This window comes from Hymenobacter amundsenii (assembly GCF_002204745.1).
Classification (GTDB): domain Bacteria; phylum Bacteroidota; class Bacteroidia; order Cytophagales; family Hymenobacteraceae; genus Hymenobacter; species Hymenobacter amundsenii.
On record NZ_NIRR01000037.1, the window covers coordinates 1 to 16,104 of the forward strand.

General features: G+C 59.1%; 10 protein-coding genes. 2 read left to right on the forward strand and 8 right to left on the reverse strand.

Going from position 1 to position 16,104, the window contains the following annotated elements:
- Positions 1–100: 100 nt before the first annotated feature.
- Positions 101–886, reverse strand: a complete 786-nt coding sequence (locus tag CDA63_RS16665) for a hypothetical protein (RefSeq protein ID WP_126546910.1) — start codon at positions 884–886, stop codon at positions 101–103.
- 20 nt (positions 887–906) lie between these two features.
- Positions 907–3,156: a DNA helicase RecQ gene (gene recQ, locus CDA63_RS16670; RefSeq protein WP_088465598.1), complete on the reverse strand. Its 2,250-nt coding sequence runs from the start codon at positions 3,154–3,156 to the stop codon at positions 907–909.
- A gap of 157 nt (positions 3,157–3,313) precedes the next feature.
- Here recQ and CDA63_RS16675 point away from each other — a divergent pair, with 157 nt between their 5' ends.
- Positions 3,314–3,658, forward strand: a complete 345-nt coding sequence (locus tag CDA63_RS16675; RefSeq protein ID WP_088465599.1) for a four-helix bundle copper-binding protein — start codon at positions 3,314–3,316, stop codon at positions 3,656–3,658.
- Positions 3,659–3,831: 173 nt separating this feature from the next.
- Here the strand turns inward: CDA63_RS16675 and CDA63_RS16680 are convergent, their stop codons facing one another.
- A complete protein-coding gene (locus CDA63_RS16680) occupies positions 3,832–5,733 on the reverse strand; it encodes an alpha-amylase family glycosyl hydrolase (protein WP_088465600.1) in 1,902 nt (633 codons plus the stop codon).
- Positions 5,734–6,182: 449 nt separating this feature from the next.
- Here CDA63_RS16680 and CDA63_RS16685 point away from each other — a divergent pair, with 449 nt between their 5' ends.
- On the forward strand, positions 6,183–6,818 hold the full coding sequence (locus CDA63_RS16685; protein ID WP_088465601.1) for an exopolysaccharide biosynthesis polyprenyl glycosylphosphotransferase: 636 nt from the start codon (positions 6,183–6,185) through the stop codon (positions 6,816–6,818).
- A 353-nt stretch (positions 6,819–7,171) separates the two neighbouring features.
- Here CDA63_RS16685 and CDA63_RS16690 read toward each other — a convergent pair whose 3' ends face one another.
- The 5 genes from CDA63_RS16690 to CDA63_RS16710 form a co-directional block, all read right to left on the reverse strand.
- Positions 7,172–8,839, reverse strand: coding sequence for a hypothetical protein (locus CDA63_RS16690; protein ID WP_088465602.1), 1,668 nt, complete (start codon positions 8,837–8,839; stop codon positions 7,172–7,174).
- A gap of 29 nt (positions 8,840–8,868) precedes the next feature.
- On the reverse strand, positions 8,869–10,419 hold the full coding sequence (locus CDA63_RS16695) for a lipopolysaccharide biosynthesis protein (RefSeq protein ID WP_088465603.1): 1,551 nt from the start codon (positions 10,417–10,419) through the stop codon (positions 8,869–8,871).
- Positions 10,420–10,649: 230 nt separating this feature from the next.
- Positions 10,650–13,823, reverse strand: coding sequence for a glycosyl hydrolase family 28-related protein (locus CDA63_RS16700; protein WP_165768354.1), 3,174 nt, complete (start codon positions 13,821–13,823; stop codon positions 10,650–10,652).
- A 562-nt stretch (positions 13,824–14,385) separates the two neighbouring features.
- Positions 14,386–15,636, reverse strand: coding sequence for a WcaI family glycosyltransferase (locus CDA63_RS16705; protein WP_088465605.1), 1,251 nt, complete (start codon positions 15,634–15,636; stop codon positions 14,386–14,388).
- 40 nt (positions 15,637–15,676) lie between these two features.
- The gene (locus CDA63_RS16710) at positions 15,677–16,033 is read right to left on the reverse strand and encodes a VanZ family protein (RefSeq protein WP_242434716.1); all 357 of its coding nucleotides are present in this window, start codon (positions 16,031–16,033) and stop codon (positions 15,677–15,679) included.
- Positions 16,034–16,104: the final 71 nt, after the last annotated feature.

Sequence of the window (16,104 nt, forward strand, 5' to 3'; positions counted from 1 at the left end):
TTGCCGAAGTTGTGCGGGCGCTGCCGTGGAGTACTTGTCCCATAAGTTCGTGCGAAATTCCAGCCCGGAAAATACACCATCTCTCTCTGGGACTATACACCTAGTTGGTAATCCACCATTCGCTATAGTCCCGATGCATATTTAGATTATTGAAGTGGGGCTCATTTTTCGCATTCTTCCTTACTGTGCTTGCCACTTTCCCAGCTTCAAGCCCGTAGCGTAAGTGCTCGGATGCCCATGCTAGAGGTTGGGTTTTACCAGTAGAATTGTTGGTCCACACGCCTTCAAATAGCACCTCTCCGCCTTTTGAGGGGCTATCGGGGCTTTGTACAAACCCAATTAACTCCTGTTCCTCAACTCTGAAATCAGCCGTGAAACGACCAGCAATAATGTCAGCTTTTGGGTAAGTCGATAATTCACGTAGCTCAAACGTTCCTAACAAGGATTGCGCCGTGGAGTCATTCTCCATCTCACGTTCGTCTGCTATAGCTTGCTGCAACTCAACAGCCGTCATTTGCGGTTGCTTGAGCAATTGAGTCAACCGGATTTCGCCTTCAAAGGCGTTTATCTGGCCGTCGCGGCGGTTCTTACCCCGAATATGCAGCAAGTCGGGGTGGTTCTCATCCGGCTTCACCTCCAATATAATGCACTCCATCAACTGGCGGTCAGAATTGCGGAAGCCATACAGTGCTACCCTGTGCCCATTGATTTTTTTCTCTACCAACGGCAGCACATCATATCTTGCCAAAAAAGCCCGCAGAGTGGCAGGAAAGTAGGTTGCGCCCTGCGTCGGCATAACGCCCGTCTGGTTAACCGGCGGCGCAGCAACCTGCCGGTCAGAACGCTGCTGCTGGCAAGCAACAGCACCCAGCAGACTGGTCAGCAATAGAAGACGGCATCCCATAGTTACACCTCCCCGCGCAGACGGCGGAAATAGTGCTGAGCCAGACGCAAGCGGAAGTAGTTGTAGTCTTCGCGCAAGTGGTCGAACAGGTCGCGCAGCAGCGGCTGGCCCCCGAGTTGGGCCACGGCCGTCTGGATATTGGCCAGGTCCTGGGAAGTGAGGAAATCCTCTAGGCGCAATTCGAAACCCTTGGTGTAGAGCGTGGTCAGGTGGCTTTGGATGGTGCTCAGGGCCAGGCCGCGGCGTTCGGCAATGGCTTCCGGAAGCAGGCCCATGCGGTGCAGTTGGTACGTGGCATCCACGGTGGAGCCAGCCTCAGTACTGACTTCTTTTTTTACCGGGGCGCGGGGCGCACCGGCATCATCGGGGTCGAGGCCAGCGGGCAGATCGTCGAATTCGGCCTGGGCGGCGGGGTTGCCGCCGTGGGCCATTACCTCCCGGATAAAGGCCTCGCCATAGGTGTCGAACTTCTTCATGCCCACACCCGAAATACCCAGCATGGCTACCCGATTCACCGGCCGCTCGGCAGCCATTTCGGTTAACGTGGCATCGGTGAAAATGACGTAGGGCGGCACGCCCTGCTCGTCGGCTATGCGCTTGCGCAACGTGCGCAGGGCCTCGAACAACTGGGCCTCGCGGGATGCCGGAGCAGGCGCGGCGGCGGCGGCTTTGCGGCCTCGGGGCTTCTTCTCGGCCTTCTCGGCGGGCTGAAACTTCTTCATCGACACCGGGCGCTGGCCCAGCAGCACTTCGCGGCCCAGGTCCGTGATTTTCAGCGAATACCCTTCCTCGTAAGCAATGAAAATAAGTCCGTCGTTGAGCATCTGGTGCACGTAGCTGTACCAGTCGAGGTAGGGCAGGTCGCGGCCCGCGCCGTAGGTCTTGATCTGGTCGAGGCCTCCGCTGATAACGGCCTGGTTGCGCATGCCTCGCAGCACGTCGATCAGCAGGCTGATGCTGAGCCGCTCCCGGCCCCGCACCACCGCCGACAGCGCTTTCTGGGCTATTTCGGTGCCATCGAAGGTGGTGGGCGGGTTGCGGCAGATGTCGCAGTTGCCGCAGTCGTGGGCCAGGGTTTCGCCGAAGTAGTTGAGCAGGATTTTGCGGCGGCAGCTGGCGGCCTCGGCAAACTGCTGCATCCGCTCCAGCTTGGTTAGGTTGAGCTGGGTGAGCTGGGGGTTTTCCTTGGTGAGCATGTCGCGCAGGCTCATCACGTCGCCGAAGGAGTAGAACAGCAACGCCGTGGCGGGCGTACCGTCGCGGCCGGCCCGACCTATTTCCTGGTAGTACCCTTCGATGTTTTTGGGCAGGTTGTAGTGAATCACCCAGCGCACGTTGCTCTTGTCGATGCCCATGCCGAAGGCGATGGTGGCCACAATCACCTGCAAATCGTCCTTGAGAAACCCTTCCTGCACGGCCGACCGCTGGTTGGGCGTGAGGCCGGCGTGGTAGAAGCCGGCCTTCACGCCTTTGGCCTGAATTTTCTGGGCCAGCGTTTCGCACTGCTTGCGCGAGAGGCAGTAAATAATGCCCGCCTCGCCCCGGTGGCGCTCCAGAAATTCCAGAATGTTGCCTACCCGGTCCTGGCCCGGCCGCACGATAAGGTTGAGGTTGGGCCGGTCGAAGCTCGACAGATACACCTTGGGCTCGGTCAGGCGCAGTTGCTGCTGAATGTCGCGCTGGGTGAGGCGGTCGGCGGTGGCGGTAAGAGCGATGATGGGCACATCGGGAAACTGCTCGCGCAGCACCCGCAGCTTGGTGTATTCGGGCCGAAAATCGTGGCCCCAGGAGCTGATGCAGTGGGCTTCATCGATGGCGAACATGCTCACCCGGAGCCGTTTCAGAAAGGCCAGAAAGCCGTCGGAAAGCAGCTTCTCGGGGCTCACGTAGAGCAGCTTGAGATGGCCGTTGAGGCAGTCGCCGGCAATGCTATGCTGCTCGCTGCTGCCAATGCTGCTGTTGATGTAGGCGGCCGGAATGCCGTTGGCCTTCAGCGCCTCCACCTGGTCTTTCATGAGCGCAATTAGGGGCGACACGACAATGCAGACTCCCTCCTGTACCACGGCCGGCACCTGGAAACAGATGCTTTTGCCGCCTCCGGTGGGCATGAGCACCACCGTGTCGTGCCCCTCCATGATGTTCTGGATAATGTCCTCCTGCATAGGCCGAAACGAGTCGTAGCCGTAGTACTTCTTGAGGACTTTGCGGGCAGATTCGATGGTTGGGGCGAGGGGTTCGGCAGCAAATAACATAAGGTAAAGATAAGGCGAATTGCGGCGGGGTGAAAGGATGCTGTTAACCCCCCGAAGGCGGGAATCGTGCACGAAGCCCACAAAATCGTGCACGGCCAGCCGTGGCAGACTCCCGTACAAGAGGCTATCAGTTCACTTAACCTTTACCCCTTCACTTATGAATCAATCCACCGCCTCCGCTACCCAAAACCAGCAAGTTCTCGACGCCCTCGCTCGTTGCATTGCCGCCTGCGAAATGTGTGCTACCGCCTGCCTGCACGAAGACGATATTAAGATGATGGTGCCCTGCATCCGCCTCGACCGCGACTGCGCCGACATCTGCCGCCTTACCCACGCCTTTATCGCCCGCAGCTCCGACCACGCCCAGCACGTGCTCAAGGAGTGCATCGAAATCTGCCAGAAGTGCGCCGACGAGTGCGGCCAGCATAAGCACGACCATTGCAAGCAGTGCGCCGACGCCTGCCGCGCCTGTGTAGAGGCCTGCAAGAGCTACCAGAAGTAAACCAGCAGGTTACAGGTTACAATAGCACGTCATTCTGACGAAGGAAGGATTTTCTCACGTTTAAACAGTCGTCATAACAACGACTCGTCTAGCGTGAGAGGATCCTTCCTTCGTTAGGATGACGTTTTGCTTTTTTATCGTCCAGTGTGGTAAGCGAAGCGGCGGCATCCCTCCTACTTCCCCAACTCCAACACTACGGCCGTTTGAGCCGGCAACTGCAACGTTGTTAGGTCTGCTACGGCCTCGCCCGTCAGCACGTTGCGCGCTTTGCTGAAGCCGCTCATGCGTTCGGTAAAGCGGGCGGTGGGCAGGCTGGCGGGCTTGTCGGTGGTGTTGGTGGCCACCATCACGGTACCGGCGGCATCGTAGCGGAAGTACACGTAAAGGCCATTTTCGGGCAGGTACTGCATCAGTTGGCCCGAGCTAAGCGCGGGATGGTCGCGACGATAGGTGGCCAGGGTGCGCACGAAGTTAAAGGCGTCGTTTTCGGCCGGGGTACGGCCGGCGGTGGTGAACTTGTTCTGCTTATCGCCCGCGAAACCACCCGGAAAATCCCGGCGCACTTCGGCATCCGAGGGGTCCTTGTAGTTTTTCATCAGGATTTCGGTGCCGTAATACATGCTCGGGATGCCGCGGGTGGTCAGCAGCCAGGTCAGGCCCATTTTATACTTGGCCACGTCTTCGCCCACCTCCGAGAGGTAGCGGTTGTGGTCGTGGTTGTCGAGGAAGGTTACGAGCTTGCTGGGGTCCTGGTACACGGCATCCTGGGCCAGGGCCTGATATACCTTCTGGGCCCCGCCATCCCAACTGGTAGCGGCGGGGGTGCCGGTTTCGCGCAGGCCGGCCAGCATCCCGTTTTCGAGCACGAAATCGAGGGCCCCGGGCTGGTTGGATTTGAAGGGAAAGTCGATTTTGTTGCGCACGTAGTAGGCCTGGTCCACCACGTTGTTCACCGACGATTCGCCGAAGATGTGGATGCTCGGGTACTCGGCCAGCAGGGCCGCGTTGCAGCGGTTCATGAAGGGCTGGTCGTTGTACATGTAGGTATCAATCCGCCAGGCATCCACCCCAAACATTTCCACCGACCAGAGCGCATGCTGAATCAGGAAGTTGGCCACGTAGGGGTTCTGCTGGTTGAGGTCGGGCAGGAAGGGCACGAACCAGCCGTCGGTAGTCACGAGCCGGTCTATTTTGGCGGAATGCGGGTCGGTAATGGGCTGCTGGCGGTAGCTGGTATTGGTGTAGGTGGGCCACTGGTGCAGCCAGTCCTTCGAGGGCAAATCCTTCACGAACCAGTGGTTGATGCCAATATGGTTGTACACGGCATCCTGCACCACTTTAAGGCCCAGGCTGTGGGCGTTCTGCACAAAGTTGAGGTAAGCCGCGTTGCCACCCAGCCGCTTATCCACGCTGTAGTGGTCGGTAAAACCGTAGCCGTGGTAGGCCGAGCGCATGGTGCCGCCCTCGTCGGTGAGGGGCTGGTTGTTCTCGATAACGGGCGTAAGCCAGACGGCGGTTACGCCCAGCTCTTTCAGGTAGTTGAGGTGCTGAGCCGCGCCTTGCAAGTCGCCGCCGTGGCGCATAAAGGGATTGGCCCGGTCGGCATTGGGGTCGGCTAAGTCCGCGAACTTATCATTGCGCGGGTCGCCGTTGGCAAACCGATCGGGCATAGCCAGATAGATGAAATCGGCATCCGTCACGCCCTGGCCCTTGGGGCGGTTGTCGCGGGCCCGCAGCTCCCATTTCTGGGTAACGAGCGTACGGCCGTTGCGGCCCGTCAGGCGCACAGTGCCGGGCCGGGTATTGGGGGCAATTGTGAGGTCGAGGAAAGCATAGTTGGGGTTCTCGACGGTGCTGGCTTTGACAAGCGTGACGCCGGGATAGTTGACGGTGTAGGTGAGGGTGCCGGCCTGCGGGCCGTACACGAGCAACTGCACCTTAGGGTCCTTCATCCCCACCCACCAGTTGGTCGGGTTCAGGCGGGTGATGGACTGGGCCGGAGCCAAAAGCGGTAACAGGAGCAAGAGCAGCAGCAACAGCCGGCACGGAAGCAGTTGGCGAACAGATTTTCTCATCGGAAGGGGTGCAAATCAGGCCGGTAAGGTACTCAAGAGTACGGATAGAGATTTTGGGAAGGCCAGGATTGGGCCCTTTGCCCCACTACTGCCCAACGGCTGATGGCGAGTTGCCTCGTTAGCAGTAGCAATATACGATTTGCACCAAAAATAATATAAATATTATCATTTTATATAACTATGAAAACTATAACGATACACTGATTTTATTTTACTATTTTATTTCGATATGTTTACAACATGTTTTTAACAATAAAATTTTTAACTATTTGAACTGCAAATCCAGTTTTGCCTCAAACGGTTAAAAGTATCCAATGGCTTACCGGGTAATCCTGGTAGCGCTAAAACGCACTTGCTTTGAGCCCCGATATGCTTGCTGACTGCCTGGTCAAAACCAGTCCACTGTTTCTGATGGAACCTGAAACGCAGAACTTATAAATCGCCGTCACATGGAAAGTCAACTTACTCATCATCACCGTTTTGCTGCTCATAGCTGGGGTTTGGAGAAGCGGGTCGTTGATTGCCTTTTCTCCCTACTGATTGTAGCTTTTTTCCTGAGTTGGCTGGTCCCGATCATTGCTGTGCTTATCAAACTCGATTCCTCAGGCCCAGTTTTCTTTCGGCAATTGCGCACGGGCAAGGATGGATTGCCTTTCTACTGCCTCAAATTCCGCAGTATGTGCGTCAACAGCGAGTGCGACTCGCGGCAGGCTTCGCGCGAAGACCAGCGCATTACCCGCGTCGGACGGCTATTGCGCAAAACCAGCCTCGATGAGCTTCCGCAGTTTTTCAATGTGCTCCGGGGCGAAATGTCGGTGGTAGGCCCTCGGCCTCACATGCTCAAGCACACGGAGCAGTACAATGGTTTGCTCGAGAACTTCATGATTCGCCACGCCGTCCCCCCCGGCATTACGGGCTGGGCGCAAGTGATTGGCTGCCGGGGCGAAACCCGGGAGGTTTCGGCCATGGCCAAGCGCCTGGAAGCCGACCTCTGGTACATGGAGAATTGGTCGTTTTTACTTGACATCAAGATAATACTGCTCACCATCCAAGTTTGCATCCAAGACACCAAGCACGTCTACTAAAACAAAACCCTCTCGGCTGCCGCGCAACAACGGTTCTATGTGGCGGCTGGGAGGATTTGTCGCCCGTAACCACCAAGAGCTCAGGCAGTATTTGACTGACGTATGGTTACCACCTCTCCGATTTCCCCATCTGCTTAACCAGCTATCAAGGTTAAGCCAGCAGGCAATCAATTACAGCTAGCGGTGCCGGGAAGCCAGCTGGCAAGCAAAAGCCAATCAGCCGCCACGAGCAAGGGCCACGTTCAATAGAATGTGGCCCTTGCTCGTGGCGGCTGATTGGTAACTGGAAGTTGCTACTGATTGGTAGCTGGCACATGATGCGTAGCCTCAGGCCCACGCCGCCGCGAGTTGGATCAGCTAGTAGCCGAACCCTGCCCAGCGTCCTGAAACAGGCGGCTCAGCAACCGAGCGACACTGTAGAGCAGCACGTACGAGAAAACCAGCTGCAGCCAGCCCCGGGTCAGGAACGTAACACTGAACACGACACTTTCGAAGGGCAGAAATTGAAACACGCCCGTCAGGGCCAGCAGCGCGCACAGGCTGAAGCGAATACCGGCCGCCGAAGCCGTATCGCGCACCACCAGCTTATCGAAGAGACTGAAAACGGGAATCATGCCCAGGCCCAGAATCAGCAGGTACCACCAGCCGAACGCGGCCATGCCGGTACCGGCAAAATGCCCGGTGCGGAAGCCGCTGAGCGTTTCCTGCACGTTGCCGGCCGTGTAGAACAGGTAGTCGCCGAAGGAGCAGACCAGGATTTGTGTTTTGTCGACGTTGATTCCCAGAAATCGAATCAACGGGTCGGGCAGCGACGACCAGATGTAATCGATGGTGTAGCGGTAAATAGCGGGGTTTTCGTTGCCCACCTGGCGGTTGAGCAGCAGGCTTTCGTCGTTGAACTTGAGGTTGGCGAAGCGGGCTGTAAATATGTTATCGAGGTAACTCTCATCCCAGGCCGAAATACCATGGTAGTCGATGGCCCGGTAGTCACGAAGGGCTTCCTCGTCCCAGAAGGCCTCGTAAGTAAGGCTGATGAGTTCGGACTTGGATATGTCGTGCCGCTTTTCGCGCACAATGACCATGGCCGTGCCCAAATCGGACATCGGGCCCATCAGAAACCAGATGCCCAGGCCCGCCAGCAGTACATTGCGCCAGCGCAGCAAGTTGTTTTCAAACACCCCCAGCAGCAGTCCCAGCCCGTACGAAAAGCCCACGGCGGTAAAGCTGAGCATGAATGCGGCCCGGCTGTTGCGGCCAATACTCACGACGAACAGCATAATGGTGAACAGCAGCAGCCACAGGGCCGTACTTTTGGCTGGCCGCTGCTGGCTACCGTAAAGCCGGCCGCTGTAAATAAAGTAGGGCGCGTACGAGAACGGAATCAGGGTCTGAATGAACTTGTCGGATGAGGAGCCGGTCATCGCCCAGCCGACCTGCGACACGACGTAGATGTAAAACATGGCGGCCACCCCAATCAAACCCATCAGCCAGAGCTGCAGGTGGGTGGGTGGGGTATACACCCCCAAGCGTCGCAACAGGCTGCGGGTATGCAGCAGGCGGACCCGTGCCAGCACCCGGTAGCAGTAGTGGGCGGTCAGCAACACCAGCAGCGCCAGCATCGAATGCTCGAACACGGCGTAGGGCAGTTCCAGATTGGTTACCAGGGGTTTGCCTTCGAGCAGGGTAAAAAGCAGCGGCAGGTAAAATTGCGTGGCCCCGAAACCCAGCATCAGGAAGCTGGAAATCGGGTAGCGCGCCAGCGAGGAGTATGTCAGGAAGGTGGGTGTGAGCAGGGCCCATGCCCCGAGCACGTACAGCACGGCCACCTGGTTGGCCTGGGTAGCGAACCACAAGCTCTGAATTAGTGATGCCGCCACCAGCACCACCCACGACCAGCGCACGAAGCCACGCAGAAAGGCGGGCCCGCGACGGACAGCGGGGGCCAGACCGACCGGAGCCGGGCCGACAAGGGCTGGGGGCGTGGGGCTGAGGGCAGGATGGTCGAGCAGAAGGGCGGGCATGGGGCAGCGGTTGGGTGCTAAGCAGTGAACTAGGCCGGTTCGGCAACAGGCTGGCGGCTGATAATCCGCCACCATTCTCCCGCCATTTTCAGGGCCCGTTCGGTGGCCAGGCGGGGCAGCACCTGCCAATAGCGCCAGGCGTTGGCCCCCAGCCCCAGCAGGGCACCGGCCAGCGTCAGCCAGCGGAAAGCAGGTAGCCAGACAATTGCCAGGCAGGCGGCGGCAGCTAGCACCACCGATGTGAGCACGATGGCGTAGGCCTGCCGCGGCCATTGCAGGCCGTTGGCAGCTAGCCAGCGCCGAGCCACCAGTTGGTAGCCCACAGCCGCTACTATCTCGGCCACCAGCAAGGCCACCCCGATACCCACCAGCCCCATCCCGGGCACCAGCCCGAACAGGCCACCCAACACGCAGCCTGCCGCCAACGCCGAGAGGACCACCTGGGGACGCAGCAGATTATTACCCTTGACAACGGCAATGCCCGGCTGGATAAGCGCAAACACGAGCACGCCGATGGAGAGCAGGGCAAACAGCAGGGGGTGAAACGGAATCCGGCCCCGCGTCCAGAGCGCGTACAGGGGCTCCACTACCAGTTGCAGCACCACGGTAGCCGGGGCCATGATGCCGACTACAATAATCCAGATGGTGCCGAAAGCGGCCTCACAGCGCGCCTGATCGCGCTGGTGCAAAAAGCGCATGAGTTCCGGCATGAGCGGCTGCACGATGGTATTGAGCCCCTGCAGCGCCAGGTTGGAGCCAGTGCGCAGCGTTGAGAACGTTGCCAGGCCGGTGGTACCCACCAGCGCCGGCAAAAACAGCCGGATACCCTGCTGGCGCAGGTTTTCCAGCCCGCTCTTGCCCGACACGGCCAACGAGCGCACGAAGTTGTGGTAGCCCAGCCCCAGCGAAGGCGGGGTGTAGGTGATGCCCTCACGACGCAACAGCCGAAACAGATCGAGGTATATAAGGCCCGTAAATAAAACGTTGGCTCCGGTCGTGATTACGGCCGTGAGTTGCAGGCTGGCCCCCAGTACCACGCTGGCAATGATAGTAACCACGAAAAAGATCGATAGCCCTAGCCCCCACCAAGCCATGCGCGGGTAGTAGCCAAAGGGCAACAGAACCTTGGTCATGAGCCCCGACAAACTGTTGGTCAGGCCCCACCCGATGCTGAACACTAACAGGGTCACGCCGCCTTCGTGCAGCAACCCGGGATTAGCCAGCTTTACGCTGTCGAAGAGGACCGACAGCGTATCAGTGGCCAGCAGCAACGCCACTGCTAGCGTCTGGACCGTGCTAATGAGCAGGCTAAAGAGCAGGCCCGACCATAGGTAACGGCTTAGCTGGGTGGGGTCGTTGCGGCCGATGCGCATGAACTCGTACATCAGAAAATCGTGGTGCCCCAGATCCACGAGCGACACCAGGCTGATAATCGCGGTAACCGCCAGCCACACCCCGTAGGCCTCTACGCTCCAGTATGTCAACATCACGGGTACCAGGGCCAGCTGCGAGACGATAGTAACCCCGATTTGCAACCAGGAAATGGCCGTACCGGAAATCAGCCTCTGGGCAGTTGACATAGCGTGGTTGGTTGGATGTAATGAGGTGGCGACTACCACTTGGCTTTGCAGCAAGCTATAATCGGCCGGGCAATTTTGGCATTATGTAAACATATACATTTTTTATAAATTTTATCATTATGCCGACACCTAAAATCCGGTTCGCCGGGCCTGTTCCGACCCGGTAATAGCGGGTTGGAACAGGCCCGGCGAACCGGATTTTAGGTGTTTCGGGTCGCTGGCTTAGCGGATCAGTGCTTGGTGAACAGGCGCTGGAGGCGCTTGCCGTGCAAGGGATACACGAGCAGCGAGTAAGTGCCGGCAGGTAGCTGTTGCACGTCGAGCGCGGTTTCGGGTGCCGTTATAACCTTTTCCAGCAGCACTTGCCCCGAAAGCGCGACCACGACCAGCCGCCCCCCCAACTCCATGCCACTGAGGGCCACGTTAAGCACAGTAGTGACCGGGTTCGGATACAGTAGCACCGTGGGCGCGGCAACCGGAGTCCTAAAGGTTACTGCCGCCACCGGGCTGTAGGTGCCGCTGCCGTCTTTATCAACCTGCCGCAGGCGGTAATAAAGGACCTGAGCCGGGGGCGGATTCATGTTGTCGGGGTAAGTGTACTGCTGAGCCTCGGCAGTTGTGCCGTGGCCGGCAACGCGGCCAATCCGCTGGAATTTCACCCCGTCCAGGCTGCGCTCCACTTCAAAGTGGCTGTTGTTTTCCTCCGTGGCCGTGGTCCAGCGCAACAGAGCCCGGGGGTAAGCCGGGGTGGCTGTAAAGTTTACCAACACTACCGGCAGGGGCCGTCGCACCGGCACCGTGAACGGAACCGCCGTGCTGGTCAGGCCCGTCGTGCTGGTGGCACTATAGGTAAATACAGCGTCGCCCTCAAAGCCTGCCACGGCCTCGAAGCTGAGCTGATTGGCCTGCGCGGCGAGGACCTTGGCCGACGACTGCGCTGGCTTTCCGGCCAGAAACAAACGGCCCTGGCTAGGCGGCGGCAGCGAATTGAGCGTGAAGCTGTTGATAGTGCCGCTGGGGTCGGAGCCACTAAGCGGCACCAGGGGCACGGCCGGAGCATTGGGCCGGACCGCGTCGTTGGTTTTGGGGTCGGCTACCGGTGGCTGGTTTGGGGCTCCGGCCGGGCAATCAACGGTACGTACCGAAGCGTGCGTGGCCCCGTTCAGCACGTCGTCGCTGAACAGTTGCGGGACGTTGACGAGTTCGGTGTTGCAGACAAGCGTATTGTAGGAACCCGTGTTGAGGTACACGGCCCGGTCGCAGTTGATGGCCTGGTTGTTCTGGAAAATGCTGCCCAGCACGCTGGGAATCTGCTCATCAACATATTTTTCGCTGCCCTGCTGGAACTGCAGGTAGTTGAGGTAGCCCTCGGGAAACAGCGCATCCACGACGGCGGGCACGTTGGGCTGGTGGGCCCGCAGCACGTTGCGGCGCACTTCGAGCCCGATAACCGAAGTACCGAACGTTTTGCTCTGCACGAACTGCACCGTATGCACCCCGATAAACACGCCATTCGCGCCATCGATGTTGGCCACGGTGTTACCCACGATCTGGGTGTTGTAAGTGGGCACGAACTGCTGAGGCGCCCCGGGCTGCTGCTGCTGGAGGGGCGTCAGGTCGATGGAGCCACTGTTGGTGAGCGTGTTACCCACGATGGCCACGTTATCGGTGGCGTTGTGGTAGAGCGTGATGCCGCGGCGGTTACCCTCGAGCGTGTTGCCCTGCACCAGCCAGTTGCGGGCGCCCCAGTTGAAGATGGCGTAGCGGCTACCCGCCACCGGTAGCACGTCCCAGGCCCGGTCGAGTTGCAGCGTGCCGCCGCTACGGCTCACAATGCGCCGCCACTGGCCCATCCCCTTGCCGTTCACGATGGCCACCACCGGCTGCTGGCGGAAAGTACCCCAGTTCTTGCTATTGTCCTGCAGCGTGGTGGCCGTGGCCCCGCTTGCCGTACCGGTATCCTCGTCGATGCGGTCGGGGCCACCACCCTCGGCAATGATAGTTTCACCGTCGTTGCTGTTTTGCGATGGGCCATTAATGACGCGGAACAGGTTGTTGAGCACGGCCAGGTTCTGGGCGAAATTCACCACCAGCACGTGGTTGACCAGGCTGGTGGGGTAGCGGGCGCTGCCGTCGCGGAATACCTGGTTGTCTTCGAACACGCCCTCGTGGGCGTGGTTGAAGTTGAGCCCGTCGACGGCATAGGTGAAGCGGTTGCGGGCCACCACAAAGTTGGTGGTGCCGTTGAACTGCACCGGCCCGTGGTAGCCCGACAGGTTGTCGATGCCCTGCACAAACTCGGAATTGGTCACGGCCAGTTTGTCGCTGTTGGCCAGCCAGAGCCAGTCGCCGGTGTTCAGGTCGAAGCGCATGCGCTGCATGAAAATCTCCGAACCCGAGCCAGTTAGGTTATTGATCCACTTACCCGACTCGTTCACGTTCTGCAGCGTCAGATCCGCCAGGCCCGCCTGTTTGGCCCCCGACCAAAGCACGCCCCAGCGGTTGGATGCAGCCGTGCCGTAACCGAACTTAAGCGTCGTCTGGTCTTTGCCCGCGCCCTGCACCACCACGCGGCTGCGCATGTTCAGGGCCCCATCGCTGCTGATGACGAGCTTATAGGTACCGGCCGGTATCACCACTACTCCACCCCCGTCGGCACTTGCCCGGTCGATGGCCGCCTGAATGGCGGGCTGGTCGTTGGTCGTACCGTCGCCGCGCGCCTTAAGCGCCAGGCGGGAGTCGGTGCGCACATCGTAACGGTTAGCATGAAAATTGAACTTAGCCGCCCAAGGCACCCCCAGCGCGAAGTAGTCGGTACCGGGCGCAATAGCCGTAACCGGCAGCTCAACCCGGGTTTCGCCCGCGCTGCCGCCGCCCCCGTTGCTCACAAATACGTCGTAGGTGGTACCGGGCAGCAGGCTGGCCGGCACGTCAAGGCTGAGCACGTAGGCGCTGCTGGCACCGGTTTTAATGGTAGCCACCCCGCCCCCACCGCCCCCGTTGCGGGGAGCAAAGCGTACCTGGGCCGTGGCTCCGGGCAGTAGCAAGTTGCGGCCGAACAGGCGCAGGCTGCCTCCGGGCACCACGTCGGGCGAGTCGTAATGCATGCCCCAGGCCTGGTTAACAAATACGCCGGGGCTGCGCTGGCCCTGATCTTCCACCCACACCCGGAATACGTCGCGGCCCAGGGCGGCCGGCACCTGCACTGTGGCCTGCCCTTCTCCCTGCACTAGCACGGGCAGCAATTGCCCGGCCGTAGCAGCGCCTGGCGCACCATATACTTTAGCCCCGGCACCGAACTGGCCCTGCACGCTGAGGGCCTCACCCCCACTAGCTGTGGGGCTGGCATTGAAAATAGTGACCTGCGCCCAACTTGGCAAACTGATCAGGCAAATGCCGAGCATTAACCCCGGCAACAACAACACTCGCTTGACCATACACCTATTGCAATGGAAAGTGAAACCAACTGGCCCCGTCCCCAACTGGAAAGAGGCAAACTTTTCACAAACCTATAATTATCCTTTTCAAGGATCATTCTTTTCTATTAAAATTAGCGCATATCCTTGCCATAATTACATATCCTCTCAATTCCTACCCAGAATGTCACTTATTTATCTGGATATTATCGCACTTGCAACCCATACCGCACTAATCATAATACCCCTATAAAACGATATTAAACAGTGTTTTACAACTTAGTTATATCTATAAATTCACGCAATAAAGACGCTATGGCCCGCTACATACAATACCAAAGAATAGAATAACATTAACAACCCAAATAGAATAATCTCATATTTTCGCCCGATTGTTCACAAATTACAAATTGAATTATTTTTATATTTTCATTGAATACATATAACTCTTTCCTATCTGGTTACTTAAAGTATGGGGCAGTAAAAACCCCACGCCTACCGGCAGAAGCCGATGGGCGGTGGGGTTTTTACAAAGGTGCCGGAAAGGCTGTTAGGCTGGCTTCAGCACCTGCCCGACGAACTTGTTCATGATATTATCAATGGACAAATATTGTTCGGCGTAGCGCTGGGCATTGGCCCGGATGTCGGTGTAGTCGTGGTCGAGCGTCTGCCGAAGCTGGTCTTCGAGGGCCCGTTGATTTTCGGCCGGCACCAGCAGCCCGATGCCATGCTCAGTTACCAGCGCGTGCAGACCCGAGCCCTCATCGGCCGTGATGATGGCTACGCCGCCCACGGCCAAGATGGTGGTGAGTTTGGAGGGCATGACCAGGTCGCTGGCAATGGATTTCTGAATGACCAAGTGTATGTCGGCCATGTTGAGGAAGGCATTAAAGCGTTCCAGAGGCTGCAGAGGCAGAAAATGCACGTTGCCCAGGCCCAACGAACTGGTAAGGGCCAGCAGCTTCTCCTTATAAGGCCCCGAGCCGCAGATAACGAACTGCAGCTCGGGGTGCACTTGCTCGAAGTGGTGGGCCGCGTGGATGATGGCCTCCAGGCCCTGCTTTTCACCGATGGCTCCGGAGTAGAGCACCACTTTCTGCCCGGGCGTGAAACCAAACTCGCGCTTAAGACCGGCCCGGTCGGCCAGGGGGTGGAACTGCGCGATATCGGCCCAGTTAGGCAGCAGCAGCACCGGCCTCCCCGCCTTCTGTTCTACCCGGGCCACCATCGCCGGCGAGATAGTACTCACGTAGTCGGCCCGGCGCAGAATCGTTTTTTCCAACCGCAGCATGGCCCCAATAGCCTTTTCCGACCGAATGATACCCAGGTCGCGGGCCGCCTCAATCTGCAAATCCTGGATGTGGTAGAGGAATTTACCTCGGCCCAGCACCTGGGTTAGCAGGCCCAGCAGGCCGAACTGAAACGAGGGGGCCACCACGATAACCAGATCGAAGCGCTGACGGGCCAGCAAACCTACTAACCGGGCCGAGGCCGAGAGCAGAAACGAGGCATCGAGCGCCACGCGCTTGGCGCCGCTGGGCTGGGCCGGCACGTACATCGGGCACCGAATCACGCGTAGCGAACCGCCCGACGGAAAGCTTTGCTGCTCGGTGGTGTAACGGAACCGGCGGCCCACGTAGGGTTCCTGTACCTGCCAGTAGGGGTAGTACGGGTAAGCGGTGAGGGCCGTGCAGGCGAACCCCTGCCGGGCCAGCCAGTGCAGCATTTCGCCGCTGTACTTGCCTATGCCCGTGGGTTCGGGATGGAAATTGTAGCCAATCAGCAGGATGCGTTGCTTCATAATAGTAACGGGTAAGTAGGGCCAATAAACAAGGTGTGGGTTAGATCCGGAGTCGCAGAAGCCAAGCCAGCCCCGCCAGCAGCAGCAGCCCGGCCAGCGCTCCACCCGCACCCCAGAGCACGTCGGCGGGGTCGCAGGAGCGGTGGGGCAGCAGCAACTGACCGGCTTCGGCCACGCCGGCCAGGGCCGTTAGGACAGCCCAGGCTCCGAGCCCGCCCCGCCAGCTCCACCTGCCCCTATCGAGCAGCCAGCCACCCGTCAGCAGCCCCAAGCCCAGGAAAGGCACGGCGGTCCGGATATTTTCGTTGGCAGCCTGATCGGACCAGGCCGCGAGCCAGGCGGGCAGCAGGCCGGTCGTGCGCAACTGGGGCCAGGGCAGCCAGCTCAGGTACAGCACCAAGCCCGCACCCAAAATTGCGCCGCCATACCAGAATAATTGCCGTACCCGGCGCAGGTGGGGTGGCGGGC

Coding starts and splice junctions, on each gene's coding strand:
- recQ (WP_088465598.1), bottom strand. CDS start 3,156: ATGTTATTTGCTGCCGAACCCCTCGCCCCAACCATCGAATCTGCCCGC.
- CDA63_RS16675 (WP_088465599.1), top strand. CDS start 3,314: ATGAATCAATCCACCGCCTCCGCTACCCAAAACCAGCAAGTTCTCGAC.
- CDA63_RS16680 (WP_088465600.1), bottom strand. CDS start 5,733: ATGAGAAAATCTGTTCGCCAACTGCTTCCGTGCCGGCTGTTGCTGCTG.
- CDA63_RS16685 (WP_088465601.1), top strand. CDS start 6,183: ATGGAAAGTCAACTTACTCATCATCACCGTTTTGCTGCTCATAGCTGG.
- CDA63_RS16690 (WP_088465602.1), bottom strand. CDS start 8,839: ATGCCCGCCCTTCTGCTCGACCATCCTGCCCTCAGCCCCACGCCCCCA.
- CDA63_RS16695 (WP_088465603.1), bottom strand. CDS start 10,419: ATGTCAACTGCCCAGAGGCTGATTTCCGGTACGGCCATTTCCTGGTTG.
- CDA63_RS16700 (WP_165768354.1), bottom strand. CDS start 13,823: ATGCTCGGCATTTGCCTGATCAGTTTGCCAAGTTGGGCGCAGGTCACT.
- CDA63_RS16705 (WP_088465605.1), bottom strand. CDS start 15,636: ATGAAGCAACGCATCCTGCTGATTGGCTACAATTTCCATCCCGAACCC.